Source organism: Demequina muriae, assembly GCF_030418295.1.
Lineage (GTDB): Bacteria > Actinomycetota > Actinomycetes > Actinomycetales > Demequinaceae > Demequina > Demequina muriae.
Window position 1 is genome coordinate 2,668,552 of record NZ_JAUHQA010000001.1, and the last position, 26,442, is coordinate 2,694,993.

The window sequence follows — 26,442 nt, forward strand, 5'->3', positions numbered from 1 at the left end:
GCACACGCTACCACGCTCGATTCCGGCTCCTCTAGGATGATTTCCAGTTGTCGCATCGGCCGGAGGGAGGCCCCGTGGCGGACCCCGCAGCGCCGCTCGGCCACCGTACGAGTCACGTGGTGGTGGTCCTCAACTGGCACGGCCGCGCCGACACCCTGCTGTGCGTCGAGTCGCTGCTTGCGGACCCCGATGCCCCCCACGTGCTGGTCGTCGACAACGGTTCGGAAGACGGCACCGTGGAAGAGGTCGAGCGTCGCTGGCCCGGCGTCTTCACGGTGCAGACCGGAGAGAACCTGGGCTTCGCCGGGGGCATGAACCGTGGGATCACGTGGGCGCGGAGCCACGGCGCCACGGTGATCACGGTGCTCAACAACGACACCGTCGTGCCGGTGGGCACCATGGGCGTGCTGAGTGCAGCGGCCGCCTCCGGCCTGTGCGCGATCAGCCCGGAGGTGCGCTACCGAGACCATCCGGACCGAGTGTGGTTCGGCGGCGGCACCCTGGCCCCGCCCGACTGGTTCCCCCATCACACGCCCGATGCGATGCTGGCGCCCTCGCATGAGGGCACCCGCACAGTTGACGTGCTCTCCGGGTGCTGCGTGACCGCCTCCGCCGAGGTGTGGGACCGGGTAGGGGGATTCAACGAGCGCTACTTCCTCAACTTCGAGGACTCCGAATGGAGCGTGCGCGCGGCCCGCGCCGGCGTCCGCCTCCAGGTGCGCACCGACGCGGTCATCCTCCATGCGGTCTCGGCGTCCTTCACGGGCGCGGCCGCGAGCCTCGGCACCTATTACTACGTGCGCAACGGACTCGACTTCAACCGCGTCGCAGGCGGCGACCGCCGGTCCCGCCGGCGGTTCGTGACCAGGGTGGCCCGAGACGCAGCCGCACGGAGGCGCCGTGAGCGCGCGTGGCGGGCCGCGGCGCGGGAACTGCGCATGGTCGCCCATGGCTGGGCCGACTTCTCTCGGGGGCGCATGGGCCCCGCGCCGGCCCGCTTGGCCCGCACCACTGCACGGTGGGCAAGCGCAGGTGCACAGCCCCTCTAGTGCGTCTCGCACCGCGTCCCTAGGATGAGCGCATGACCCGCTTCCAGGCGTCTCCGAGGTCGCGTGCGTGGGCGCCAGCAGTGGTGCTCTCCCTCGTGGCCCTGGCCGTCGGCACCGCGATGGCGGTGCTCAGCGTCGGGTACGACGGGTTCGCCATCCCCGTGGCGGTGGCGCTGCTGGTGCTCGGCGTGGCGTCCGTCGACATGACGCTGGTCCCCATCGTCGCGGTGCCTGCGACGCTGGCGCTGATGCGCGTGGGTGGGGAGATCGCGGTGGCGGACGTCGCGCTGGCGGCGGGCACGATCGTCGCCCTGTTCCTGCTGCGTGGCTCGGGTGCGCTGGCGATGCAGCCGCTCCTCGTCGCGGGATCGCTGTACCTGGTGCTCGCGGTTCCGACGCTCATCATCAACCCCTATACGGCGAACCTGGTCGAGTGGGTCCACGAAATATTCCTCGTGCTCGGCAGCATGGTCGTGGGCTTCGCGATCGGTCGTGGCGGGCGCGCTCGCATGGCGCTGTCCATCTATGTGATGGTGTGCGCGGGGCTCGGCGTCATCGCTGTCTTCCTTGCACTTCAGACGCTGCTGTCGAACGGTCAGTTCCTGCCGGTGTACATCGGCGACCTCCACAAGAACACGCTCGGAGGAATGCTCGCAACGGCCGCCATCATCGCGTATGCGCGGCCGCCATGGATCGGGTGGGCGCGCGGGAGCGCGCAGCTCGGCGTGGTGCTCTGCCTCTCCGGCGTGCTCGCGACGCAGTCGCGCCAAGGCATGATCGCGGCCGGCGTGGGCATGCTCATCGTCGGAGTGCGGCCCATCGTGCGCGGAATGCGCCGCCCCAAGCTCATCTGGATCCTCGCCGCCGCGGTCACCATCGGGATCGTGGTCAGCGTCAACCAGCAGCTCTCGGAGGACAACCCGTACAACAGCGCGAACGCACGCTTGGCGTGGTTCGACAGCTCGTTCGAGATCTGGAGGGAGTCGCCGGTCTTCGGAAACGGCCTGCGATGGTGGTACACCGACCGCTTCGGGGAATCGTTCCAGCCGCCGAATGCGGAACTCGAGGTCCTGACGTCCGTCGGGGTCGTGGGACTGGTGGGCTTCCTGCTCATGTTCCTGGTCGCCGCGGTCGCTCTCATGCGCATGGAGCCCGTCTACGGGACGGTGGCCGTCGCGGTGGTCGCCGGGCGCTTCGCGCAGGCCCAGTTCGACCTCTACTGGGTCGCTGGCCAGGCCTCTTTGCTGTGGATCGTCGCGGGCATCGTGTACGGGGTGCGCGAGCGGGACCGGTTCCTCGGCCTCGATCGCACCGCCACTGCAATGCGGGAGCACGCCGCGCAGATCGGCGTGGCGCATGGCGGGTCGGGGCGGGAGAGGGTCGCTCGTGTCGACAACACCGGCGGCCCGACCAGTGGCCCCAGGTGAGAGTCGTCTATCACGTGATCACCCCAGGTGATCACTTCTCGCCCCGGACGGGCTCCGCGATTCCCACCGTCGTCGACGGCCTCGCGAGAGCCAGCGCTCACGACGGCTCGTCCCCCTATCGGCACGTGGTGGTGCTCGACCGCACCACGTACACGCCCCGGTACGACAGCGCAGAGGCCCTCGAGTACTCCCCTGCCCCAGCGCCCTCTCGGGCTGACAGCATCCTCGACTATGGGCGCGCGGTCATGGGCCGTGACCGCGCGGCCCTGCTGCGCCCCTACGCGCCCGTGATGGCGGCCCTTGCGGACGCTCCGGCGGGCATCGTCGTGGCACACAACGCTCCGTTCCTTGCTCCGGCGCTCGCCCGCACCCCGCACCGTATCGTGCTGCACGCGCACAACGCCCTCCCGGCATCGATGCGGCCGCACGAGGCACGCCGATGGGTGGGCAGCGCCGATGCGCTGATCTGCGTGAGCTCCGATCACGCCGCAGCCACCCGGGCGCGCGTCCCCGCCGGCCTGCGCGATGCCGTGCATGTGGTGCGACACGGCGTGGACCCGGCCGTGTTCGCGCCCAGGGAGCGCCAGCAGTCACCCATCCGGTTCGTGTTCGTCGGTCGCACCATTCCGCACAAGGGTGCCGATGTGCTCGTCGAGGCGGCTCAGCGGCTTGCTCGCCGCGACATCGAGGTGGTGGTGGTGGGCAGCCACGGATTCGACCCTCATGCTCCCCTCACTGGCTATGAACGCGCACTGCGGGACGCCGCTGCGACCTCCGTCACCCCCATCACCTTCCGGCCCTTCACGGACCGGTCCGACCTCCCGGGCCTGCTTGGCGGCGCGCACGCGCTCGTCGTGCCCTCACGCTGGCGGGAGCCCGCAGGCCTCACCGTCGGCGAGGGGATGGCGAGCGGCGCCGTCGTGATCGCCAGCGCCACAGGCGGCATCCCTGAGCTGCTCGGCGACGCAGGCGTGCTGGTCGCCCCTGACAGCGCGACGGCGCTGGCTGCCGCCATGACGCGCGTGGCGGACGATGTCGAGTTTCGGGCCGCGAAGGGCAGGCAGGCTCGTGAACGGGCCGAGGCGCACGACTGGTCCTGGTCCTGGCGCCAGATGCGCGACGTACTCGACGGAATATGAGGCCTATCCGTGTCGTCTGACCCCCATTACAGTGGAGCGATCCGCACGCTGAGGGAGGTTCCGTGAGGGTGCAACGCATCGCGCATCACGCGGTCGTCTCTGCCTGGCGCGAACGTGAACGCGCCCTCATCGCCCACGGCCACCGCGTGTCCCTGCTCTCCGCCACGGTGTGGGACGAAGGCGGCCAGCCCGTCACCCTGAGCGCCGACGGCGACGAGTTCGTCCAGTCCGCGCGCACCTGGGGCACTCATCCCAACGGTTTCCTCTACTCCCCCAGCGCGCTGTGGCGCGCGCTCGCCACGCCGGTCGACGTGCTCGACCTGCACGAAGAGCCCTACGCGCTCGCGACGGCGGAGGTGCTCGCGCTTCGTGCTCTCAGGCGCCGACGTGCACCGTACGTTCTGTACTCGGCACAGAACATCGACAAGCGATTCCCGGCCCCGTTCCGGTGGGCCGAGGGTCGGGCTCTCAGGGGCGCCGCTGGCGCATACGTGTGCAATACGGAGGCAGGGCGCATCCTGAGGCGCAAGGGACTGCGCGGACCGGTGCACACGATCCCGCTCGGAGTCGACACCACGGTGTTCGCACCGGTGGACCGTCCCGCACCGGGGGGCCGTGCCACGGTCGGCTATGTGGGACGCCTGGCCACCCACAAGGGCGTCGACGTCCTGCTCCACGCCGTCGCGGCCCAGCCGCTGCTGAGGCTCGTCATCGTCGGTGACGGGCCTGAGCGCGCCGCGCTCGCTGAGCTCGCCCGCTCGTTGAGCATCGGCGAGCGCGTGGAGTTCGCGGGCTTCGCTGCGGACACTGAGCTGGTCGAGCACTACCGGTCGTTCGACGTCGTCGCGGTTCCCTCACGGTCCACCCCGCACTGGCTGGAGCAGTTCGGTCGCGTCGCGATCGAGGCGATGGCATGCGGCGTCCCCGTGGTCGCCACACACACCGGGGCGCTGCCCGATGTCGTCGGTGCCGCAGGCATCCTGGTTCCGGAGGGAGACCCCGACGCGCTGGGCGAGGCGCTCGTGCGCGCGACGCGCCCCGGGTACTGGGATGAGCTGCGCGCCGAGGGACTCCACCATGCGGCGCGGTGCGACTGGTCAAGCGTCGCGGCGCAGATGACCGACCTCTACTCCGAGGCGCTCGGCTCGGCCCTGCGTACGCTCGACGCCGTCATCGTCGCCTACGGCGAGCCCGACGGACTCTCCGACACCTTGACGGCGCTCGACGGTCAGGTGCCCGCACTCGTCGTCGACAACTCCTCGCACCCCGGCACCCGCGAGGTATGCGAACGCCACGGCGTCGAGTATGTCGACGCGGGCTCCAACCTCGGCTTCGCGGCGGGGGTGAACAAGGGCCTCAGCGCCCTGGCGGACCGCGGACGCGACGGCGATGTGCTGCTGCTGAACCCCGACGCGACCATCAGCGCGGAGGCGGTGGCCGAGATGCATAGGCTCGTGAGCGCAGACCGCAACCTGGCCGCCGTGGGCGCTCACCAGGTCGATCCCGTGACGCGGGCCAGGGCGAGGGTGTGGTGGCCGTTCCCCACCCCCTGGGGCGCGTGGGTCGAGGCCCTTGGCCTGGGCAGGCTGCGCACCTCGCACGGCTTCGCCATCGGCTCGGTGCTGCTGCTGCGCCGGGAGGCGCTCGACGCGCTCGGTGTGCTGGATGAGCGATTCTTCCTGTACGCCGAGGAGGTGGATTGGCAGCGACGTGCACGCCGCGCAGGCTGGAAGATCGCGGTGGCCGATGTCGAGGCGACGCATGTGGGCGCGGGCACCGGCGGCGACCCCGGTGCGCGCGAGGCCTACTTCTACGGATCGGCCGAGCGCTACGTGCGCAAGCATTACCGAGCCCTGGGCTGGCAGGTCTACCGTGCGGCCACGGTGGCAGGCGCTGCCGTCAGAGCCGTTCTCCTCAGGGGTGCTCGTGCTCAGGAGGCGTCGCGGCGACGGCAGATCTTCGTCAGCGGACCTGTGGTGTGGGAGCGCGAGTGGAGATGACCGCTCGCACGCTCGTCCACGTGGTGTGCACCGACGCCTTCGCAGGCGTGGAGCGCCACGTGCTGTCCACGGCCGTGCACCAGGCGCGTCACGGCCACCAGGTGGTGGTGGTCGGGGGCTCGCGGTCGCACCTCGAGCCCGCGCTCGAGCAGGCGGGCGCTGGCTGGCTCCCTGGGAGCACCCTGGTCGAGGCATGGCGGTCGTTGCGCAGCCTCACGGGCCCGCAGCTGCTGGTCACCCACATGACGGCGGCCGATGCGCTGGGCGGCTGGTGGTCACTGCGCACCGGCGCTCCCGTGGTGAGCATCCGCCACTTCGCCGCGCCCCGCGGCGGCCGCCCCGTCACCCGCGCCCTGCTCCGCCCGCTGGCGCGACGGATCCGTTCTCAGATCGCTGTGTCGCACTACGTCGCCGACGCGATCGGCGCCCCCTCGACCGTGGTGCACACGGGCGTCGCGCCATCGATGACACCGTCCTCCCCTCGCGAGAACGTGGCCCTGATCGTGCAGCGGCTCGAACCGGAGAAGGACACCGCGACCGCTCTCCGGGCGTGGGCGCAGTCCGGCCCTCCGGCCGGATGGACCCTGCTCGTGGCGGGTGATGGCTCCGAGCGTGCGGCGCTCGAGCGCCTCGCTGCGCCGGAGCCCTCGGTGACCTTCCTCGGCGCCATCGACAACGTTCCTGCACTCATGGACCGCGCCTCGCTCCTGCTCGCGCCCACTCCGCGCGAGGGTCTCGGGATCGCGGTGCTCGAGGCGATGGCCCATGGAGTGGCAGTCGTCGCCACCGATGCCGGCGGCCACCGGGAGACCGTCGGGTCGGTCGCGGGCGCTGCTCTCTTCCCGCCGGGAGACTCGAGCAGCGCAGCGCTGCTGATCGCCGAGCTCGCCGCGGAGGCCGAGCGACGCGAATCCTACGGTGACGCGCTCGCGCGCCGTCAGCGCGACGCCTTCGACCGTGATGTCCAGACATCAGCACTGACCCGCGCGATCCTTGCGGCGGGAGGCGCGCATGGATGACACGTGGAGCCTAGGCGTGGTGTCGCTCGAACCATGGGACCGCATCTGGCGACGCAACCAGCACCTGGTGGACCGGCTGCTCGCGCTGTCCCCGGGGCTGACCGTCGCTTTCGTCACTCCCCCGGCCGATCCGCTGCACGCCGCCATGTCCGGGAGGGCTCCGCGGGCGGGTGCTGGCGCCCAGGCCGTCGAAGGGTACGGGGGGCGCCTCAGCACCTTCCAACCCACGAAGTGGCTGCCCGGCGCGCTCGGCGCGGCGAGCGATCGTGGGCTTGACCGCGCCATCGCCCGCCACCTGCGACGGGGACGGGGCGTGGACGCGCTCTGGATCAACGACCCTCGTCGCGCCGGCGTGGCGAGACTCCTGGAGGTGCCGACGCTCTACGACGTCACTGACGACTGGACCGAGGCCAGGCGCTCGCCACGGGAGCGAGCACGTCTCGTCCGTGGGGACGCGTGGCTCACTCGCCACGCCGGCGCCGTGGTGGTCTGTTCCCCCGCACTGCAGGCGAGCAAGGGGGGCACCCTCATCCGCAATGCCGTCGACGTCGTCGCGTACCGCGAACCGCGGCCCCGACCTCACGACCTGCCCCGGCGCGCTGCGCTGTACTGCGGCACCCTGCACGAGGATCGACTCGACGTCGATCTCGTGATCGCGACGGGTGCGCGCCTCGCGGAGAGCGGCGCGGTTCTCGCGCTGCTGGGCCCGGTGGCGCTGACAGAGACGAACGGCAGGCGACTGCTGCGCGCGCCCGGGGTCGTGGTGCTGGGGGCTCGCGGATTCGAGGACGTCCCTGCGTACCTCCAGCACGCTGACGCCCTGGTGGTGCCACACCTGGTCGACGACTTCACCGCCACGCTCGACCCCATCAAGCTGTATGAGTACCTCGCCGTGGGCCGGCCCATCGTGTCCACCCCGTGCGCGGGCTTCGTGGACGCCGGCGAAGAGGCGTGGGTGACCGTGGCGCCGCGCGACGGCTTCGCCGATGCCGTCACGGCCAGCGTCGGGTCCACGCACGGACCATCAGATCCCGCCGACGTCGCCGACTGGTCCGACCGTGCGAAGCAGATGCTCGAGGTCCTCGACGGCCTGCCCCGCTCCGCAGGCGTGGGACCGGGAGCCGCACCATGACCGGCGTGATCGTGCACGAGTGGATCGAACCGCACGGCGGCGCCGAGAACGTCGTCGCAGAGTTCGCTGCGCGCTTTCCCGATGCCCCGATCGTGTGCGCATGGGACGACACGGGTGGCCGCTTCGCCCCGGGACGGACCGTGGAGACTTGGCTCGCTCGCACCCCGTTGCGTCGCAGCAAGGTCGCGGCGCTGCCGTTCATGCTGCCCACGTGGCGGCGGCTCCCTGGTCACGACCCGGACTGGCTGCTGTGCTCGAGCCACCTGTTCGCTCATCACGCGCGTGTCGCGTCCTCGCCCGACGTGCCGAAGTTCGCCTTCGTCCATACCCCTGCGCGCTACCTGTGGGTGCCCGAACTTGACGGCAGGGGTGACTCGGTGGCCGCCCGCCTCGCAGCCCGTCCCCTGACGCGGATCGACCGTCGACGGGCGCAGGAGCCCACCGGCATCGCTGCGGTGAGCGAGTACATTGCTCGGCGCATCGAGGCCACGTGGGGCCGCGAGTCCACCGTGATCCATCCCCCAGTGAACGTCGCGGCCTTCGACGACGCCCCGGTGCTGTCCGAGGCGGACGCCGAGGTCGCATCGGCCCTCCCGAGCGCCTTCGTGCTCGGGGCGTCGCGCCTGGTGCCGTACAAGCGCGTCGATGCCGCCATCATCGCGGGCGAGGCGGCCCAGCTGCCGGTGGTGATCGCTGGCGACGGCCCGGACCGCGCGCGGCTCACGGCACTCGCGGAGCGCGCGCGTGTGCCCGTGACGCTGTTGGGGCGGACCTCCGACGCCCTGCTCCGCGAGCTCTACCGCCGCGCAACCGTGTACGTCTTCGCCCCCATCGAGGACTTCGGCATCATGCCTGTGGAGGCGATGGCGGCGGGAACGCCCGTCGTCGCACGCGACATCGGGGGCGCATCCGAGACCGTGGTCGACGGCGTCACGGGCGCCTTGGTGTCGGGGCTCGACTCGGCACGGCTGGGCGAGGCCGTGTGGCGCGCCGCCGACGCGTCGCCGCACGACTGTCGTGCCCGAGCGGCGGAGTTCGACGGTCGCACGTTCGGGACGAGGGTCGCCGCGTGGATGGCCGGACTAGGCGCGGTCGTCGACTCCGACGATCCCTCGAGCGACGCTCGCGGTCGCAGCATCGGTGATGGCGAGCACCTGCCGCCAGACGCGTCGTGATCGCCCGAAGGGATCCACGATGTCGTCCACCTTCGAGGCGCCGATGGCCTCGTGGCGGGGCCGATCCGCTGCCTCGCGCTCGACCCACCCGCGCAACGACTCCTGCGGATCGCGCGGATGCTCGGACCACCATCGTTCCGCCTGGCGGAGCGTGAACACGCGAGGCCAGAGGTGGGGAGCACGGGCGACGATCTCCTGAGAGTGCTCTCGGCTGGCGGTGAGCACCAGGTCAGCCGCGTCGAGCATCTCGAGCGTCACCTGCGTGCTCCGGTGCTCCCCGAGATCGAGGCCGGCCGCCGATGCGACCCTCCGGCCGTCCTCGGGAACCGTCTCCCCGCCGGGCAGGAGTCCCGCGGACGTCACGACCACGGGTGATGTGCCGAGGTGTCGACGCAGCAGGGCCGCGGCGAGCGGGGAGCGACACCTGTTCGCGGTGCACACGACCAGAATGCGCTCCTCGTGGCGCGTCACCGGCGGGGCGTGTGCTCGTGGTCCCCGGAGGTCGGCTCGGACGAGCCCTGCGACCCGCCGCCCCGCGTCCGCGGTCCACGCGAACCCGTGTCACGCGGGTCATCCTTCACCAGCGCATCGAAGGCACGGTCGGCGTCGTCGTCACTGCGGCCGAGCTTGCGGGCCACGCCGCGCAGGCGTGACGGCGGCGTGCTCGACTTCACGTAGTACGGGGTGTACGAGCGAGGGTGTCGGCGCTTCGCGCCGTTCACGATCACCCCAAGGATGTGGAGGCCGTTGAGCGACAGGCTCTCGACCGTCTCGACCAGATGGTCGCGGTGCGTGCGCCCGTCCCAGGCGATGACCGCGATGCCGTCCGTGTGCTTCGCGATGAGGCTTGCGTCGACGAGCCGCAGCGACGGCGGCGAGTCGAAGATCACCACGTCTGCGAGACCACGGAGCACGCCGACCACGTCGGCAACGGCGGAGTTGGCCAAGAGGTCAGCCGGATCCGCCGGCGGCGTGCCGGACGGAAGCACGCGGAGTCCGCGGAAGTCCGTGGACTTGAGACGTGCCTCGACGGCGCTGCGAGTGGGAGGCTTGCCCATCTCGAGGCCCTCCTGCATGATCTCCGCCAGTCCGGGGCCCATGGCCGCCGCACCGAAGTAGGTCTGCAGCGACGGGCGTCGGAGGTCTCCGCCCACCAGAATCACATTCTTGCCGGCACGAGCCCACGCCAGGGCGATGTTCGCCGAGGCGAAGGACTTGCCGTCTCCGGGTTCCACGCTGGTCATCACGAACGCGGCGTGCTCCGATGGGAGCAGCACCTGCAGCGCCGAGCGTGCGGATCGCAGACTCTCGGCGAGCGCGGTGGCCTGCGTGCGCGTCACGGGCAGCGTGTCGTGGGTCCGACGCACGCCACGGTCGAAGGCCAGTTCGCCCAGCACGGGAAGGGTGGTGAGGCGCTCGGCCTCCGCCTCGCCCCGCAGGCGCGGATCGAACTGGTCCCTCAGCAGGGCGGCGCCGATGGCCGCCACCAGCCCCGAGAACAGCGCGATGGCGAAGATGGTCGTGGTGTCGGCGCCAGTCAGCTGGCCGGGAGTGGCGACGACCTGCACCGATGCGGACGAACCGCCGCTTTCGAGGACGCGGACGGATTCGCGCGCGCCTCCGTACCGGCCGAGCGCATCGGCGAGCCGGCTCGCGATGATCGAGTCCTCGGGATCCTCGAGCGCTTCCGCCTGGAGGTCCTGCGCCTCCTTGAGCGCGCTGTCGCGCTGCTCCGTCAATTCCACGATCGCCCTCGCGACCTCGGAGTCGATGTGGGTCACGTATGCCGCGGCGTACGCCTGGGCGAGCGACTGCGCGTCCTCCGCGCTGGTCGCGGTCGCGTCCACATAGAGTCGCTCCATGCCGTAGAGCTCGTCCGGCACGATCTCGACTTCTTGAGGAGAGATCTCCGCGACCTGCGGCTCCGTCTCGGCGACGATCTCGCCGAGCTTTCCATCACTGAGGAGCACGAAGGGCGACACATCGACGGGCACCCCGGCGAGCTGGCTGACTCCCGCCGCTTCGGCGACGGTGGCGCTCGTGCGCACCACCGCACCCGATTGGTACGTGGGAACCTGGCGCTGGACGAGCATGACCGCGACGACCATGGTGACGATGACGATCGCGATCATGAGCCACTTGCGTCGCCACAGCACGGTGAGCATCTCGTTGAGCGTCACTCGACCCCACCCCCTCAGCTGTGTCCGATGTGACCCGGCTCACATTACCCGGCGTCGGCCCCAATCGGAATAGCGACCTGAGAACGCCGGCCACCGGGCATCGCCGTGGCCACAGTCATCGGTCGACGTCGGCCAAGAGGTCGAGCAGCCACGTCGCGCCATGCACCGCGGCACCCGCTGCCGTCGCGCGCTCGCGAAGCGCGCGGTCGCTGGTCACGACGACGGGAGTGGCGCCGGCAGCGGTGAGTGCTCGGGCTCGCGCCTCGATGGCGTCATCTCCCGACCCGAGGGCGGTGATGAGCGCGACCTCGCCGCTCCCGGCTGCTCCGCGCGCCACTCCTTCGACGACGACCTCGATGCGGGGGTGCCAGGACGCGCCCTCGAGACCGAGTGCCGGGGCGGCGACGCCAGCACGGTCGAGCGCCGCGAGGCGGCGCACCAGCCGCTCGACCGCACCCTGACGGTCGCGCCACCAGCCATCAGGTACTGAACCCACGACATTTGCCGCGTCGACCAGCAGGTGTGGTCGCCGACTGAGGCTGCGACGCAGGGACGGCCACGCCTGGGCGAACGCCGGATGGAGCACGAGGTCATCCACGTCCTCGATGGCGACCCACCGGAGCTCCAGGCTCTCCGCGTCGCCGGGGACGGGTTCGAAGGGATCCTCGACGTCGACGACCACAGTGGTGTACGACCACACGTCTCGGTCGACGAGCCAGAAGCACCGGGGTCGCACGGAGGCGCGGGGCACCCCCGCCTCTTCCGCGGCTTCGCGCAGAGCCCCATCGAGGGGGCTCTCGCCGGCGTGCAGAGCGCCGCCGGGGATCCCCCACGTGCCGCCGTGGTGGCTCCACTCGGCGCGGTGCTGGAGCAGGACTCCCCGCCGCTCGTCGAACGCGAGGACGCCGGCGGCTCCGAAACGGCCCCAGTAGCGCTCGCCGGTCGGCGTCTCGACCCATGCGTCCCCAGGGTTCAGGTCGCGTTGCACCGGCCGCGGCGTCGCCTCGGAGGCGCGGTCACCGGTCATGACATGAGCCTCTCACAGACCTGGGGGTGGCCTCATCCGGACTCGACAGTCTGAGCGATCACGATGTGCGCACGCCCCCGTCGCTTGGCGGTCAGAAGGGCCCCGTCCGCCTGCTCCAGGGCATCGGCCAATGACTGGTCGCCTTCCACGTGGGCGACTCCGTAGCTGATCGACGGCGAGCTCGGACCGTCGGCCGCACGGCGGGCGAACGCGTCGTTGACGTCGAGGAGCGCGCGCTGGGCGCGATTCGCATCCGTGCCCGCGAGGAGGACCACGAACTCATCGCCGCCCCATCGGCACGCGACATCGGCGTCGGTGAGAGAGTCGCGCAGCGCGTCGCCGAGGCATCGCAGGACGCGGTCTCCTTCGTCGTGGCCGTGGCCGTCGTTGACGGACTTGAAGTCGTCGACGTCAGCGATCACCAGCGCGCTCGGACCGGAGCGCAGCGCTGGCCGCGTGATCTGCCGCAGGTAGTGCTCTTCGAACGCGTGGCGCGCGAGCAGGTGAGTCAGGTCGTCGCGAGACGCGCGCACCTGCCACGCCGTCGTCGCCTCGAACCGACTGAGCTCGGTGATCGTGAAGGTCACGACCACGAGCAGCACCAGAATGACGAACGTGGTGGCTTGTGGCCCGGCCCAGGTGGCGTACACCGGCGACTCAGGACCGAGCGCGAGGAAGGCCACGAGCCTCACCGTGTAGAAGGTCGCGAGGAACGTCGACGCCGCGAGCATGGCCCGCAGCGCCGGCCGCGCTCGCTGGATCGCGGCCTCGCTGTGCTGCAGTTCAGGGTCGAGCACCAGCGCCCAGATCTCCTTGGACGCCAACCCGAACATCAGCGCCATCCCCGCGAGGAGCGCGGGAGTGCCGGGGATCGTGCCGTCGGTGCGGCCATCGATCACGGAGACGATTCCGACCGCAGCACACGCCGCTGCCACGAGCCACGGGCGCGGGGCAGCGTTGCGCAAGGTCCGTCCGGTGGCCCAGGTGACACCCGCGCTGGCGACACCGAGCCCGTTGCCCAGCGGCGCGGCCAGCACATCGAGGGACGTGCCGATGAGGAAGTAACTTCCTGAGCTTGCGGCCGACAGCACCACGACCCAGCTCCAGCCCCCCGCGTACGGCGATCGCGTGTGCCGGTAGCTGCCGAATCGCACCAGAATGAACACGACGATCGCGACCGCCGCTTGAATCACCCGCAGAGTCTCGATGTCGAGCATGAGGCGAACTCTATGGGGCGGGAGCAGGGGTGATCCACACCCTGCACGAACTTTGCCTGAACGGCGCGAGGTCTGCGCGCACCCGCCGTGGTCTCTTGGCAGGCACCCCGATTGGGCGAGTCTTGTGCATCGATCGGTCAAGCGGGGGTAAAGTCTTGAGGCGTGAGCAACGCCGCTGCAGTGTCCGCCATGCGCATCGTCGCAGCAGGCGTGATCGCGGCCGCGCTCGGCGTTCAGGCGTGGGCAGACCTGACCTACGGCACCTTCACGTGGGCCCAGCTTCCCGGCTACTTCACCCCGCTGGCCGCCCTCGTCGCCGTCGTCGCGCTGGTCGCGGCGGCCATCGTCGGGCCGGATGAGCCGCGCTGGGTGGCGCTGCTCCGGGTCAACGCCGCCACGTATGGCGTCATCACCGGAGCGGTCTACTGGTACCTGCTGGCGGGCGTGGCGACGCCGGTGTATCCCTGGGCGAACATGGTGCTGCACGGGGGCGCGGGGGCCCTGCTCGTCGCAGACTGGCTGCTCATCGGCAAGCCGGTGCGGCTGCCGATGCGCACGCTGTGGACGGTGCTCGTGGTGCCCGCAGGGTGGATCGGGTACCTGCTCGTGCGTGCGACTCTCGATGGCTGGGTGCCATATCCGTTCCTCGACCCGGCCCGCGGCGCGTCCACGGTAGCCGCGACCATCGCCGTCATCGCGGGCATCGGGCTGGCGGTCGCAGCGATCCTGCACCTGGCGATCGTGCTTCGCCCCCTGCGTGACGAGTCCCCGAAGCATTCGGGCACTGTCGCTGTCCGCACGCCGCGCGCCTCTCGACGCTGACGCGGCCTCGGCGTGAGCGCCCTGCTGACGCCTCTGAGCGATCCGCTACGTTGAGCGCATGACAGCCGCGGCCCGCACGGTGGCTCCCCGCACCGAGTCCGTCCTCGCCGAACTCATTCGCCTCGCGAGGCAATCGTGGCCGATCCTGGCGGCCGGGGCCCTCGTCAGCGTCGCGTTCGTCGCGCTGGTGCCGGCAGGCCTGCCGTATGACGAGCCCGCGCATTGGCTGAATGTGCAGTTCTACCTCGACCACGGTCGACTGCCGACGCTCGGCGAGCCGGGAACGTCATACGAGGCGCAGATGGGTCCGTTCGCCTATGTGCTCTATGCCGTGGTCGCTGCGCCGTTCCACTTCCTCGGAGCCGAGACGGCGGCCTTCTACGCCGCCCGTGTACTCGGAGCGGCGCAGCTGCTCGTGCTCGCGGTGATGCTGGCAGCGGTCGCACTCCGCACCGTCAAGCCGCACCCGGGTGTGGCGCTCGTGGCCGCGGCGGCCGCGGTCCTGAACCCGATGCTGCTGGCGGTGTCCACCTCGGTCCAGAACGACACCCTGGCTCTCGTCTGCGGCACGGGTGCTCTGCTCACGGTGATCGTGCGCGGGCCGCGTCCGATGCGTGCGGCGGGAGTCGCCGGGCTTCTCCTCGGCCTCGCGCTGCTCACCAAGGTGACCGCGTGGCCGTTCGTGGTGGCGCTGGGGCTGCTCCTGCTGTGGCAGCGTCGCATCCGGGAGCTCCTCGTGATGGCGCTCGTGGCCGCGGCGGTGTCCGGCTGGTGGTTCGTGCGCAACATCGCGCTGTACGGCGATGTGACCGCACGTGCGGGCGTCGAGCGGGCCGGATACGACTTCCCGGCACTGCCCGATGCTGGGCCGTTGGCACTCGCGAAGTCAGCAGTGACCTACCTCTGGCTGCCGACCGAGTACGTGCGCAACATCATCGCCGCACCGGCCGCCATCGAGGTGCTCGTCGCGGGGCTGACGCTCACGGTGGCCACGGGCGTGGTCGTGATGCTGAGGCAGCGTGCCGTCGGCTCGCCGATGCCGATCCTGGTGGCCGGGATCGCCATCGCCGCGGTCGCCGCCTGGATCGCGGTCGCCGTCGCGGCCCAGGCAGTCGCGTTCAGGACCGCCTACCCCGCGATGCTGCTGGTGCACGCTGCCTGGGGGGCCCTTGCCTTCCTCGGCACCCGTCGTGCCCTGGTCGTCGCCCTCGTCCCGCTCGTGGCGATCGACCTATGGTTCCTTGCGCACATGGTCGGTCTCGACGTCGAGTCGATGCTGATCGGTTGACCCGTCCTTTGAAGGGCGCCGGGGCGCGTAGACCACGAGCGAGTGGAAGACGAACCGCACGACGAACGCCACCGCGAGCGTGATGGCCGCAGCAGCGATGCTCTGGATGTGAAGGGCCTCCACCATCCATGCGAGCACCGGGATGCGGATGACGGCCTCGGCATTGTTGAACGTGAACGATGTGGCGAAGCGCGCCCACCACGGAGCGGCATGATCGCGCATGTCGCGGAACACGAAGCGGTCCTGCAGGAGGAAGTTCGTCACGATCGTCACCTCGGCGGCGATGATCGCGGCCACCAGATACGGCGCGCCCATCTGGATGAGAGCCGCCATGATCGCGAGGTTCGCCACCGCGCCGCCCGCGCCGATGAGCGCGAAGCCGGACATCTTGCCGAACCGGAGCGCGGCTAGCTGGGTGAGGAAGTGCACTCCCTGCCGGAGCGAGGCCTTCGACTCCCCCGCGAACCGTTCTTCGAAGACGAATGGCACCTCGGCTACGCGGAGCGTGCGCCGCGCCAGGATCTCCAGCAGGATCTTGAACCCTCGCGGATGAAGGCTCGCCCACTCCACGGACCGTCGGTCGATCAGGAAGAAGCCGGTCATCGGGTCGGTCACCTGCGAGAGGCGACGCGGGAACATCGCCTTCGTGAGTGCGGTCGACGCGCGCGATACGAGCACGCGGGCCCGGTCCGCCAGTCCGCCGGAGGAGCCGCCGTCGAGATAGCGTGACGCGACGACCACATCCACGTCGCTCTCGTGGTGCTTCGCAAGGAGGGCACGGATCTGCTCAGGCGGATGCTGGAGATCACCGTCCATCACGACGCAGACGTCGGACGCAGCGGCCATGATGCCTTCCACCACAGCCCCGCCGAGCCCGCCCGTGGGCGCCTCGCGATGGATGAGCCTCACCGGCAGGGGCGCGGTGGCCGCGACGCTGGTGACGACCTGAGGCGTGTCGTCGGTGCTGTCGTCGACGAAGATGATCTCGACATCGAGGCCGACGAGGGCCGTCCGGGCTCGACGCACCAGCTCCGCCACGTTGCCCGCCTCATTGAAGGTGGGCACGATGACGGACAGTTCCACCGACTCGTCAGTCACATGCACTCCCCTCGCCTGGACGAAGCGTAGTCGCGCCGCATCCGCGTGTACATGGCGGGCAGGGCGTCGGTCGCGCGGCTGCCGCACGTGTGCCGAGCCGCACCCCTGGAACTCCTGGATGCGTCCGTGCGTTGACACCCCGTCGCATCATCTCCCGGTGCTGAGGGGAGTCGCTCGTTCGCGAGTCGCTCCTCGCGGCGTGGAATGCCGCCCGGCTCCGTCCGGCGCCATCGGTGAGCGGATCGACATCGAGACCCCGTGGCACGAAGCCTCGGGGTCTTGCGCCGTCCGGCCTCACCCCGCCGAATCGCGCCTGTCCCTGCTCCGAGCCCCCTCCCCCACCCCATGCCTCGATTCTCCCGTTCCACCCGCGCCCTCGCTGGCGCCGTCACCCTCACCTGTTTCGGCATCGGCCTCGCCGGCGCTCATGGAGCGCACGCGATCGACACTCGCAACGCCGTGGGCGACGCCCGTGCCGCCGCGCAAGAGCTCGAGGTGAAGCGCGACGCGCTCGAGCAGTCGTTGAACGACGCCCACGGCGCCATGCGGGACGCCGGCGACGTGGTGGACGAGAGCCGTGTCGCCGCCGCAGCGCAGGCGCTCAGCTCTGCCACGCAGACCGCGACGGAACAGGCCGCGCGCAGCGGCGTCGTCGTGGACATCGCACCGATCGACGCCGATGACCTGGAGGCATTGTCAGAAGCCGCCATCGAGGCGGAGCTGGCGCAGGCGCGGATCAGCGAGCCTCAGGAGGTCACGCACGACGTCGACGCTCCAGTGCAGGACACCGTGCACGACGAGACCTCGACGCCACCCACCGAGCCGACCCCTGCGCCCGTCACCACAGCGACCCCCGACGCCGCAGACGCCGAAGACGCTGCAGACGCCGCCGAGGGCGCCGACGCCTCCACGCCGGGTCCTGCGACCAGCGCCCTCGTCGATCTCATGGAGGAGGTCGCGGTGGCGCGGGTGCTCGCTGGGGAGACCGACAGCGCCGACGAGGCGCGTGACGCCGCCGACCGACTCGAGACCGCGTCCCAGGCGCTCGACGTCGCGCTCGCCGCGGTCGACGGCGGGGCGTCCGCGCTGTCCACTGCGACGATCGAAGCCGCCCACGACGACACCCTGGTGCTGCTCGACGGAGCGGTCGAGAGCGCAGACGAGGCGGCAGCCGAGGCGTCGCTCACGATCGCCGCCACGGAGGGTCGCGTCCTCGATGACGCCCCCATCGCCGCAGCCCAGAGCGCCCTCACTCTGCTCATGAGCGGGTCGGCGACGGCGGCACTGGTGGATCGCGGCGAGCCGGCGCGGGTCGTGGAGGAGCTCGACCAGCTGGTGTCCGCACAGGTCGTGTTCGACGCGGCCATGGCCAGCCTGCGCGACACGCACGAGGAGTGGGTCGCCCGTGAGAACGCGTCCATCCAGTCACGCAACGACTCCCTTCGTGAGGAGCACGAGCGCGAGGTCACCGCTGCACGCGCCGATCACGCCCAGGCCAACCGGGATGCCGTCGCCGCTCGCTCCAACGGGTGGACGGGGCGCCCGGTCGGCGTGTCCGGAACCAACGGCTCGTTGGCCTTCGACAGCCTGTGCGAGCTGGACTTTGCGCCCGGGCACCGTCTCCAGTGCGACGCCGCTCGCTCGCTCGAGGAGGCGAATGCCGCGTACATGGCGGAGACGGGACGACAGCTGACGATGACGGACTCGTACCGTTCGTACTCGCTGCAGGTGCGCACGCGCGCGCTGAAGCCCACGACGGCCGCCCGTCCCGGCACGTCGAACCACGGCTGGGGGATGGCCGTGGACTTCGACCGGCCGTCGGCGACCTGGCTCGCGGCGAACGGGCCTGACTTCGGCTGGGCGCACCCCACCTGGGCCAAACCGGGCGGAGTGAGGCCCGAGTGGTGGCACCTGGAGTATCTCGCGACTGACGTGGGAGCATTCGTGGCGCCGGACGCGCCCGCTCTCGAAGAGGCTGTCACCAGCGCCTTCGACCCCACCGAGGCGAGCCAGAAGTGAGCGCGCGCCGTTCCCCGGCCCACGCATCGGCCGTCCGCTGGGCGCGCTCGTCCAGTCGTGACAGCCTGACGGCACTACCGTAGAGCCATGCCTTCTGACACGACCGAGCCTTCCGACACCGCGACGCCCGCTGACGCCACCACACCTGACGCCACCGCGGCGCCCGCCGACGCGGCCCCCGACCCTGACCGCCTCACCTTCGCAGACCTGGGGCTCGGCGCCTCGGTCCTGAAAGCGCTGAGCGCCGTCGGCTACGAGGAGCCAAGCGCGATCCAGGCCGCCACCATCCCGACGCTCCTCGCGGGACGCGACGTCGTGGGCCTCGCCCAGACCGGCACGGGCAAGACCGCCGCATTCGCCCTTCCGATCCTCGAGCGGCTCGACACCTCCAAGAAGAAGCCTCAGGCGCTGGTGCTCGCGCCCACCCGTGAGCTCGCCCTCCAGGTGTGCGAGGCCTTCGAGCAGTACGCCGGCCACAGCAAGTCCATGCACATCCTTCCCGTCTATGGCGGCCAGGGCTACGGCGTCCAGCTGTCCGCGCTGCGACGCGGCGTCCACATCGTGGTCGGCACGCCCGGACGCATCATGGACCACCTCGACAAGGGCACCCTCGACCTCTCCGAACTCGCCTTCCTGGTGCTCGACGAGGCCGACGAGATGCTCAAGATGGGCTTCGCGGAGGACGTCGAGACGATCCTCGCCAAGACCCCGGCGGAGAAGCAGGTCGCGATGTTCTCCGCGACCATGCCGCCGCAGATCCGCCGCCTCAGCGCCAAGTACCTGCGCGACCCGGAAGAGATCGCGGTCAAGAAGAAGACGTCGACCTCGACCAACCTCACGCAGCGCTACCTAATCGTGTCCTACCCCCAGAAGGTGGACGCGTTGACGCGCATCCTCGAGGTCGAGAACTTCGAGGCGATGATCGTCTTCACGCGGACCAAGAACGAGACCGAGACGCTTGCCGAGAAGCTCCGAGCGCGCGGCTACACGGCGGCGGCGATCAGCGGCGACGTGGTGCAGGCGCAGCGCGAGCGCACGGTCAAGCAGCTGAAGGACGGCAAGCTCGACATCCTGGTCGCCACCGACGTCGCGGCGCGCGGCCTCGACGTGGACCGCATCTCCCACGTCATCAACTATGACCTTCCGATCGACACCGAGTCCTACGTCCACCGCGTGGGCCGCACGGGCCGCGCGGGCCGCACCGGCGACGCGATCAGCTTCGTGACGCCGCGCGAACGCCGCACGCTGGGGGCGATCGAGCGCGCGACCCGTCAGCCGCTCACGCAAATGCACCTGCCGAGCGTGGACGACGTCAACGCGACCCGCCTCACGCGTTTCGACGACGCGATCACCGAGGCCCTCGGCATGACGGAGCGCATCGATCGCTTCCGCGACATCATCGGCCACTACGTCGAGCACCATGACGTGCCCGAGGCGGATGTCGCCGCGGCTCTCGCCGTGGTGGCGCAGGGCGAGACTCCGCTGCTGCTGGACCCCGCGGCCGAGCCCAAGCGAGAGGAGTTCCGCGGCGGCAAGGACAGCCCGGGGCGCCCCGACCGGGGAGAGCGCAACCGTCGCGGCACCTCCGGCCCGCTCACGACGTACCGGATCGCCGTCGGCAAGCGACACAAGGTCGAGCCCCGTCAGATCGTGGGCGCCATCGCCAACGAGGGTGGCCTCAACCGAGACGACTTCGGCCAGATCCGCATCTTCCCCAACTTCTCGCTCGTGGACCTGCCGGCGGAGCTGTCCCCGGACACCCTGCGCAAGCTGGAGCGGACCCGGATCAGCGGGCACCTCATCGAGCTGAAGGCCGACGGCGGCGCTCCCGGGGGACGGGCCTCTGGTCCCCGGGGCCAGGGCGCGCCCCGGCGCGACCGGGATGACCGGCCGCCGCGCAAGCCCCGCTACTGACGGACCCGTCGGGATTCGAAAGGCGCGGGTGAGCTGACGGCCGATGCGGTCGCACGCATCCGTGCTCTCGTCACCCGGGCGGTCGGCTGAGATCGAGGCTGCAGGGACTTAAGCCTCGGCGCCCACGCGCAGCGGCCCCACCTTCGCGAGATAGCACCGTCCGCACAGTGACTCGTAGTCGGCCTGCTGGCCGTCGATCGCCACCTGCGCGCCGTGGCTCACGAACTCGCCCCCCACGATCCTGGCGTTGAAGATGGCCTTCGACCCGCATCGGCAGATGGTCTTGAGTTCCTCGATCGAGTGCGCGATCTCCAGAAGCCGGAGCGAACCGGGGAACGAGCGCGTCGTGAAGTCTCCCCGCAGCCCGTAGCAGAGCACGGGCACTCCCCCGGTGACAGCGATCGTGAACGCCTCGTCGACCTGCGAGGGCGTCAGGAACTGCGCCTCGTCGATGAAGATGGCGTCGATCTGCGCCAGTGGCGCATGTGCCGTGATCGCCGCCTCGAGGGAGACGCCGTCCTCGAGCAGGACGTCCACCGGCCTTTCGACGCCGATGCGCGATGAGACCGCGCGGCCCGCCTTCGTGTCGACGCCGGGCTTGACGATCACCGGGCGTTGGTCCCGCTCCTCGTAGTTGTACGCGGCCGTGAGCAGCAGCGCGGACTTGGACGAGTTCATCGCCCCGTATCGGAAGTACAGCTTGGCCACGTGAGTCCTCGTCGTCGTTCGCTGGCGGACCGGGCACCGCGGCCGGGTCGTTCGTCTAGGCGACACCGTACCGGGCGCTCCCGCGCGGTCGGGCCCGGCTCACGCAGGCGTGCGCAGAATCGATGCCATCTTCTTGCCCCGAGCGACCTCGTCCACCAGCTTGTCCATCCAGCGGATCTGCTGCATGAGTGGATCCTCGATGTCCTCGACCCGCACACCGCAGATCACGCCGGTGATGAGGCCAGCCGACTCGTTCATCGCTGGCGCCTCGGCGAAGAAGTCCCGGAGGCTCACGCCCGAGTCGATGGCACGCTCGAGTCCTTGGTCGTCATAGCCGGTGAGCCAGGTGATCACCTGGTCCAGCTCGTCCCGCGTGTGCCCCTTGCGCTCCACCTTGTTCACGTACAACTGATGGATGCTCCCGAAGCTCATGCCGTAGATGCGGTGCTCTCCCATGGTGTGCGCCTCCGTCTCTCCTCGAGCGTATCGCCGGCGACTGCGAGCCGCGCGACCGATGAGCGACGTCGCCCTACTGTGGACGGGTGAGCACCGACAGCGCTGACCACGGCGACCGCGCCACCCTCCTGTGGCTGCCGGTGGGCGCCGGCGGGCACGTGGTGGTTCACACCAGCGCCTGGTGGGAGCGCTGGCGTGCGGCCGTCGAGCGCCGGCCACCAGCGCCCCTGTTCCACGCCGCCTTGGAGTTCCGCCTGGACGGCGTGCCCTCCGTGATGGAGATGGCGCCCGCGTGGGGAGTGGGCTCGGGCGATCAAGGCGTCCTGGCAACGGGGCCGGTGGGTCTCGCGTGGCTGGGGCGATCGCGCTTCTTCCGCTACGAGATCCGATGCTGGGCTCACGGGGTCATCCCCGATCGGGAGTGGGCCGTCGGCGACCCGATCGACCTGACTGGCGACGCGGAGACCATCGCTGGAATGCTCGCGTCGGTGGGCTCCGCACCCACGCTGACATGGGGCCAGACCGTGCCGGACACGGGAGACATGTGGAACTCCAACTCGCTCGTGTCCTGGGTGCTCGCGACCGCCGGCCTCCCCACCCGACATGAGCCACCCAACGGCGGCCGTGCACCGGGATGGGCGGCAGGCGAACACGTCGCGCGCCGGGCCTGACGACCGTCGCGCTCATCGACGGCTGCGATCAGCGCTTGGAGCGCCCGCCCACCACCGCGTGGAGGAGCGGCACCGCCGATGCGATCATCAGCGCGGTGCTCAGGCCGGGCTCCTCTGGCCGGACCAGCGCACCGCCCGCCAGCAGGCCCGCGAACACGAGCGCTGAGACACCGCGGCGCGCCGTGCGTTCGAGCCGCGTGACGGCGCTCTCGAGGGCCGGCGCGGTGACGGGCATGGTGCCGTCCTCGGCACGGGTGAGCACGGCATCGATGCGCTTGGGCAGTCGCCATGCGATCGCGAGCGACTCGAGACCCTCGCGCGCCACGTCTCCAGCGACGTTGCCGCCCTCTGCGCGCAGCAGCGTCTGGGCATAGGGCTCGACGGAGTCCCACAAGTTGTAAGCGGGATGCAGCGCGCTGCAGACGCCGGACGTCAGGGACACCGCACGCATGACCAGCAGGAAGTCCTCAGGCAGCTGGAACGGCAGGGTCAGGATGACGTCACTGAACTCCAGGGCGAAGTCCCTGAACTGCTTGGGGTCCAGCTCGCGCAGCTCCGCGAAGCCCATGCCGCCGAACCGCTCGAACACGTGACTCATCACGCGCTCGAGCTCGACCGTGTCCGCGTTGGGCAGCAGCACGCCCGCCTCGCTCATCGCCGCCACCATGCCCTTCCCGTCCCGGGCCGCGGCCGCGATGATGAGCGCGCGCAGCGAGCCCCGGAGGGTGGGCGGGACGTGGCCCATCATCCCGAAGTCGACGAAGGTGAGGCGCCACGGTGGGCCCTCCCCCGCATCGGCGCTGGGAGCGATGAAGAGGTTGCCGGGGTGCGGATCGGCGTGGAAGAAGCTGTGCATGAACAGCTGGTCGAACATGACCTCGGCGAACACTGGGGCCACGTCGGCCGGATCGATCCCCGCGGCGCGGAGCGCAGCGTGATCGGTGATCTTGATCGCGGTCACGTCCTCGAGCGTCAGCACGCGCCGGGACGTCCGCTCCCACACCACGTCGGGAACCCGGATGCGCGGGTCGTCAGCGAAGTTCTCGGCGAACTGCTCGGCGCTCTGACCTTCGTGGAGGTAGTCGATCTCCTCGAGGCTGACCTCGCCGAACTCCTCGACCAGAGCGGGCATGTCGACGCGCGTGTTCACGAGTCGCACGCGGCTCAGCCATCCGCCGACCTTGCGCAGCGCCGCGAGGTCCACGGCGACGATGGCGCCGATGCCAGGACGCTGCACCTTGATCACCACGTCCGTGAACCCGGCGTCGGCGGCATCCCGCTCCATGAGCCGCGCCCGGTGCGCCTGGCCCAACGACGCCGATGCGAGCGGTGAGTCCTCGACATGCTCGAACACGCGCTCCAGGGAGACGCCGAGCTCATCCTCGGCCAGCGTGCGAATCGCGGAGAAAGGCACCGGCGGCACCTCATCCTGCAGGTCCTCGAGCTCCTTGGTGATCTCAGGCGGCAGCACGTCCAGACGCGACGACATGAACTGTCCGAGCTTGATCATCAGGCCGCCGAGCTCGACCGCGAGCACCCTGAACCTGCGCGCGAAGCGCTGCATGCGTCGTGTGCGCGTGCGCTCGGCGATGCGGGACAGGCCGATGGTGGGCAGCAGGATCTCGTACCACCACGTGATCAGCAGATTCCACGCCGCGAAGCGCAGAATGCGGCGGTAACGCGCGCGGTCGAGTACGTCGTCGGGCATCAGCTCTCCTTGACCCCGACGGTCCGACGGCACCCCCGTCAGTCCTGCGCGAGGATCGAGTAGATCTTACGTCGCGCGTCGTGAAGGACCTCGATGGCCTGGTCCTGCTGAGCGTGCGAACCCGTCCGCGCCACCTGCGACACGGCCTGCGCAAGGTCGAGTCCTGCCTTCGACACCTTGCCGAACCGGCTGTCCTCGCGCTCCGCGTGCTCTTCCCACGGAGCCGATGCGGCGGCAGCGGCGGCTTCTTCCTTGCCTGCCTCGGTGAGCGAGTAGGTCTTGCGGTCGTGGGTGGTCTCGGCGTGCACCACTCCCTCGTCGGCGAGGAGCTGCAGCGTCGGGTACACGGAGCCGGCGCTGGGCTTCCAGCGGCCGCCCGTGCGCTCGGAGATCTCACGGATGATCTGGTAGCCATGCATGGGCTGCTCGGTGAGGAGAGCGAGCACCGCGGCACGCACGTCTCCGCGACCCATGCGCGTCCCCACCTTGCGTTCGACGGAGGAGCGCATCTGCTCCATGGCCTCCCACATGGCGTCGGCGGCCTGACCGGGGTTGAAGTTTGAGCGACTGTGTCGGTTGGTGCTGGTCATGCTGAACTCCTCTGTCGTTGACGCACGAGCGATACTGAACGATATGTCGCTATCGTGACACGCGAGGCGGCCGTTGGCAACCACATGACGGCTCCGCAGCTGTGGCACGATGAACGGGACGACTCGACGACGAGTTCCTAGGAGCGAATGTGACAGCCCTGATCAGCCTCGACATCAGCGATGGCCTCGCACATCTCACCTTCGCCCGCCCCGATCGCCTCAACGCGTTCGACTTCGAGATGGGCCAGCAGTACCGCGACGCGTGCGTGACTGCGACCTCCTCCCCCGACGTCCGCGCCATCCTCATCACTGCCCAGGGCCCGGCGTTCTGCGCCGGGGGCGACGTGCTGGCGATGGCGGGTGCAGGTGTGTCGGGAGCCGAAGTGACCGCGGGGGCCCACGTGATTCACGAGGGGATGGCGGCTCTCGTCGAGTCCGGCGTTCCCGTCGTCCTCGCCGCACGGGGCGCCGTAGCTGGCGGGGGCATCGGGCTGATGCTCGCCGCCGACTACGTGATCGCAGGTGAGGACCTGAGGGTGGCCGGCAAGTACGCCGATGTCGGGCTCACTCCCGACTTGGGCGTGAGCACTCTGCTGACGCGGGCCGTGGGCGAGCGTCGCGCGCTGACCCTCCTGCTGACGAGTCGTGAACTCGATGCCGCAACGGCGCTCGAGTGGGGCGCTGTCGCCGAGGTGGCCACAGATCCCGATGCGCGCGCGAAGGACATCGCGCGCACGTGGGCCACGGGTGCGGCACGAGCACTGGGCCAGGCCAAGCGGCTCGTGCGGGCATCGCCCCCACGAGGGTGGTCCGAGAGCCTCGCTGACGAGGCTCGGACGATCGGCGAAGCATTCGAGGGCGAGGAGGCGCGCCGACGCATCTCCGCCTTCGCTGCGGCCAGCGCGTCGCGAGGCGGTGCGAGGTGACCGATCGGACTCTTGCCGGCACCACGATCCTGATGTCGGGGGGCAGTCGGGGAATCGGCCTCGCCATCGCACTGCGGGCGGCCCGGGACGGCGCGAATGTCGCGATGCTCGCCAAGACGGACGCCCCGCACCCCACGCTCGAAGGCACGGTCCATACGGCGGCCGATGCGGTCCGCGCCGCAGGCGGCCAGGCCCTGGCCGTCGTCGGCGACGTCCGCAGCGACGACGACATCGCGCGCGCTGTGGAGGAGACAGTTGCGGCGTTCGGGGGCATCGATGTGGTCGTCAACAACGCGAGCGTGATCGACCTGTCGCGTACCGCAACCCTGGCGGCGAAGAGCTACGACCTCATGCAGGACGTGAACGTGCGCGGCACCTTCATGCTGTCCCGGGCGGCGCTGCCGGCCCTCCTCCAGTCAGGCAACCCGCACATCCTGTCGCTCTCTCCCCCGCTCAACCCGAGCCCGCGGTGGCTCGGCGCCCATACGGGCTACACGCTCGCCAAGTACGGGATGACGTTGGCGACGCTCGGGATCGCGGCGGAGTTCGCCACGAAGGGGATCGCCGCGAACACGCTGTGGCCGCGCACCACCATCGCGACCGCGGCCGTCCGGAACATCCTCGGCGGCGAGAAGCTGATGCGCATCAGCCGTACGCCGGAGATCTACGCCGACGCGGCCTACGAGGTGATCACCACGCCAGCGCGGGAACTGACCGGGCGCAGCCTGATCGTCGAAGACGTGTTGGAGTCTGCAGGAGTCACCGATTTCTCCCGCTACGCCGCTGTGCCAGGCACTCCTGACGAGAAGCTGTTCCCCGACGTCTTCTTGGACTGAACAAAACGGACACATTGGTCCGTCAGTGTGATCTGCATCAC

The 26,442-nt window shown here is 70.3% G+C and carries 23 protein-coding genes; 14 read left to right on the forward strand and 9 right to left on the reverse strand.

Translation table 11 applies throughout. The features are described 5' to 3' along the window. Positions 1 to 74 precede the first annotated feature (74 nt). The 7 genes from QQX02_RS12585 to QQX02_RS12615 all read left to right on the forward strand — a co-directional run bounded on the left by QQX02_RS12585 (position 75) and on the right by QQX02_RS12615 (position 8,941). On the forward strand, positions 75 to 1,049 hold the full coding sequence (locus QQX02_RS12585) for a glycosyltransferase family 2 protein (RefSeq protein WP_301143500.1): 975 nt from the start codon (positions 75 to 77) through the stop codon (positions 1,047 to 1,049). Positions 1,050 to 1,081: 32 nt separating this feature from the next. Further along, complete coding sequence (locus QQX02_RS12590; protein ID WP_301143501.1) at positions 1,082 to 2,476, forward strand: O-antigen ligase family protein; 1,395 nt, start codon at positions 1,082 to 1,084, stop codon at positions 2,474 to 2,476. Further along, positions 2,473 to 3,615, forward strand: coding sequence for a glycosyltransferase family 4 protein (locus tag QQX02_RS12595; RefSeq protein WP_301143502.1), 1,143 nt, complete (start codon positions 2,473 to 2,475; stop codon positions 3,613 to 3,615). Before QQX02_RS12590 ends, QQX02_RS12595 begins: the two co-directional genes overlap by 4 nt. A 62-nt stretch (positions 3,616 to 3,677) precedes the next feature. Continuing rightward, complete coding sequence (locus QQX02_RS12600; protein WP_301143503.1) at positions 3,678 to 5,615, forward strand: glycosyltransferase; 1,938 nt, start codon at positions 3,678 to 3,680, stop codon at positions 5,613 to 5,615. Beyond that, positions 5,612 to 6,634 (forward strand): glycosyltransferase family 4 protein, encoded by a 1,023-nt coding sequence (locus tag QQX02_RS12605; RefSeq protein ID WP_301143505.1) that lies wholly within the window; start codon positions 5,612 to 5,614, stop codon positions 6,632 to 6,634. The genes QQX02_RS12600 and QQX02_RS12605 overlap by 4 nt, the downstream gene beginning before the upstream one ends. Then, positions 6,627 to 7,766 (forward strand): glycosyltransferase, encoded by a 1,140-nt coding sequence (locus tag QQX02_RS12610; RefSeq protein ID WP_301143506.1) that lies wholly within the window; start codon positions 6,627 to 6,629, stop codon positions 7,764 to 7,766. Before QQX02_RS12605 ends, QQX02_RS12610 begins: the two co-directional genes overlap by 8 nt. Then, positions 7,763 to 8,941, forward strand: coding sequence for a glycosyltransferase (locus QQX02_RS12615; RefSeq protein ID WP_301143507.1), 1,179 nt, complete (start codon positions 7,763 to 7,765; stop codon positions 8,939 to 8,941). Before QQX02_RS12610 ends, QQX02_RS12615 begins: the two co-directional genes overlap by 4 nt. Here the strand turns inward: QQX02_RS12615 and QQX02_RS12620 are convergent. The 4 genes from QQX02_RS12620 to QQX02_RS12635 all read right to left on the reverse strand — a co-directional run bounded on the left by QQX02_RS12620 (position 8,849) and on the right by QQX02_RS12635 (position 13,365). Further along, positions 8,849 to 9,412 (reverse strand): arsenate reductase/protein-tyrosine-phosphatase family protein, encoded by a 564-nt coding sequence (locus tag QQX02_RS12620; protein ID WP_301143508.1) that lies wholly within the window; start codon positions 9,410 to 9,412, stop codon positions 8,849 to 8,851. The genes QQX02_RS12615 and QQX02_RS12620 overlap by 93 nt on opposite strands. Then, the gene (locus tag QQX02_RS12625) at positions 9,409 to 11,121 is read right to left on the reverse strand and encodes a polysaccharide biosynthesis tyrosine autokinase (RefSeq protein ID WP_301143509.1); all 1,713 of its coding nucleotides are present in this window, start codon (positions 11,119 to 11,121) and stop codon (positions 9,409 to 9,411) included. The genes QQX02_RS12620 and QQX02_RS12625 overlap by 4 nt, the downstream gene beginning before the upstream one ends. Positions 11,122 to 11,236: 115 nt before the next feature. Next, on the reverse strand, positions 11,237 to 12,148 hold the full coding sequence (locus QQX02_RS12630) for an NUDIX hydrolase (RefSeq protein ID WP_301143510.1): 912 nt from the start codon (positions 12,146 to 12,148) through the stop codon (positions 11,237 to 11,239). 32 nt (positions 12,149 to 12,180) lie between these two features. After that, positions 12,181 to 13,365: a GGDEF domain-containing protein gene (locus QQX02_RS12635; protein ID WP_301143513.1), complete on the reverse strand. Its 1,185-nt coding sequence runs from the start codon at positions 13,363 to 13,365 to the stop codon at positions 12,181 to 12,183. Positions 13,366 to 13,527: 162 nt separating this feature from the next. Between QQX02_RS12635 and QQX02_RS12640 the strand changes: the two genes are divergently transcribed. Beyond that, the gene (locus QQX02_RS12640; protein WP_301143514.1) at positions 13,528 to 14,187 is read left to right on the forward strand and encodes a Pr6Pr family membrane protein; all 660 of its coding nucleotides are present in this window, start codon (positions 13,528 to 13,530) and stop codon (positions 14,185 to 14,187) included. A gap of 58 nt (positions 14,188 to 14,245) precedes the next feature. Then, positions 14,246 to 15,475: a hypothetical protein gene (locus QQX02_RS12645; protein WP_301143515.1), complete on the forward strand. Its 1,230-nt coding sequence runs from the start codon at positions 14,246 to 14,248 to the stop codon at positions 15,473 to 15,475. Here the strand turns inward: QQX02_RS12645 and QQX02_RS12650 are convergent. Then, on the reverse strand, positions 15,419 to 16,558 hold the full coding sequence (locus QQX02_RS12650) for a glycosyltransferase (RefSeq protein WP_301143758.1): 1,140 nt from the start codon (positions 16,556 to 16,558) through the stop codon (positions 15,419 to 15,421). The genes QQX02_RS12645 and QQX02_RS12650 overlap by 57 nt on opposite strands. A 360-nt stretch (positions 16,559 to 16,918) precedes the next feature. Between QQX02_RS12650 and QQX02_RS12655 the strand changes: the two genes are divergently transcribed. After that, the gene (locus tag QQX02_RS12655; protein WP_301143516.1) at positions 16,919 to 18,592 is read left to right on the forward strand and encodes a M15 family metallopeptidase; all 1,674 of its coding nucleotides are present in this window, start codon (positions 16,919 to 16,921) and stop codon (positions 18,590 to 18,592) included. 87 nt (positions 18,593 to 18,679) lie between these two features. Next, a complete protein-coding gene (locus QQX02_RS12660; protein ID WP_301143517.1) occupies positions 18,680 to 20,506 on the forward strand; it encodes a DEAD/DEAH box helicase in 1,827 nt (608 codons plus the stop codon). Positions 20,507 to 20,614: 108 nt separating this feature from the next. On the opposite strand, the gene QQX02_RS12665 is transcribed toward QQX02_RS12660, so the two are convergent. Further along, positions 20,615 to 21,214 (reverse strand): thymidine kinase, encoded by a 600-nt coding sequence (locus tag QQX02_RS12665; RefSeq protein ID WP_301143518.1) that lies wholly within the window; start codon positions 21,212 to 21,214, stop codon positions 20,615 to 20,617. A 99-nt stretch (positions 21,215 to 21,313) separates the two neighbouring features. Next, a complete protein-coding gene (locus tag QQX02_RS12670) occupies positions 21,314 to 21,670 on the reverse strand; it encodes a DUF2200 domain-containing protein (RefSeq protein ID WP_301143519.1) in 357 nt (118 codons plus the stop codon). An 86-nt stretch (positions 21,671 to 21,756) separates the two neighbouring features. On the opposite strand from QQX02_RS12670, the gene QQX02_RS12675 reads away from it, so the two are divergent. Then, a complete protein-coding gene (locus tag QQX02_RS12675; RefSeq protein WP_301143520.1) occupies positions 21,757 to 22,341 on the forward strand; it encodes a hypothetical protein in 585 nt (194 codons plus the stop codon). A gap of 28 nt (positions 22,342 to 22,369) precedes the next feature. Here the strand turns inward: QQX02_RS12675 and QQX02_RS12680 are convergent, their stop codons facing one another. Continuing rightward, on the reverse strand, positions 22,370 to 24,049 hold the full coding sequence (locus QQX02_RS12680) for an ABC1 kinase family protein (protein WP_301143521.1): 1,680 nt from the start codon (positions 24,047 to 24,049) through the stop codon (positions 22,370 to 22,372). A 38-nt stretch (positions 24,050 to 24,087) separates the two neighbouring features. After that, entirely contained in the window at positions 24,088 to 24,639 is a 552-nt protein-coding gene (locus tag QQX02_RS12685) for a PadR family transcriptional regulator (RefSeq protein WP_301143522.1), read from the reverse strand. A 149-nt stretch (positions 24,640 to 24,788) separates the two neighbouring features. Between QQX02_RS12685 and QQX02_RS12690 the strand changes: the two genes are divergently transcribed. Further along, on the forward strand, positions 24,789 to 25,565 hold the full coding sequence (locus QQX02_RS12690; RefSeq protein WP_301143523.1) for an enoyl-CoA hydratase/isomerase family protein: 777 nt from the start codon (positions 24,789 to 24,791) through the stop codon (positions 25,563 to 25,565). Next, the gene (locus QQX02_RS12695) at positions 25,562 to 26,401 is read left to right on the forward strand and encodes an SDR family oxidoreductase (RefSeq protein WP_301143524.1); all 840 of its coding nucleotides are present in this window, start codon (positions 25,562 to 25,564) and stop codon (positions 26,399 to 26,401) included. The genes QQX02_RS12690 and QQX02_RS12695 overlap by 4 nt, the downstream gene beginning before the upstream one ends. Positions 26,402 to 26,442 lie beyond the last annotated feature (41 nt).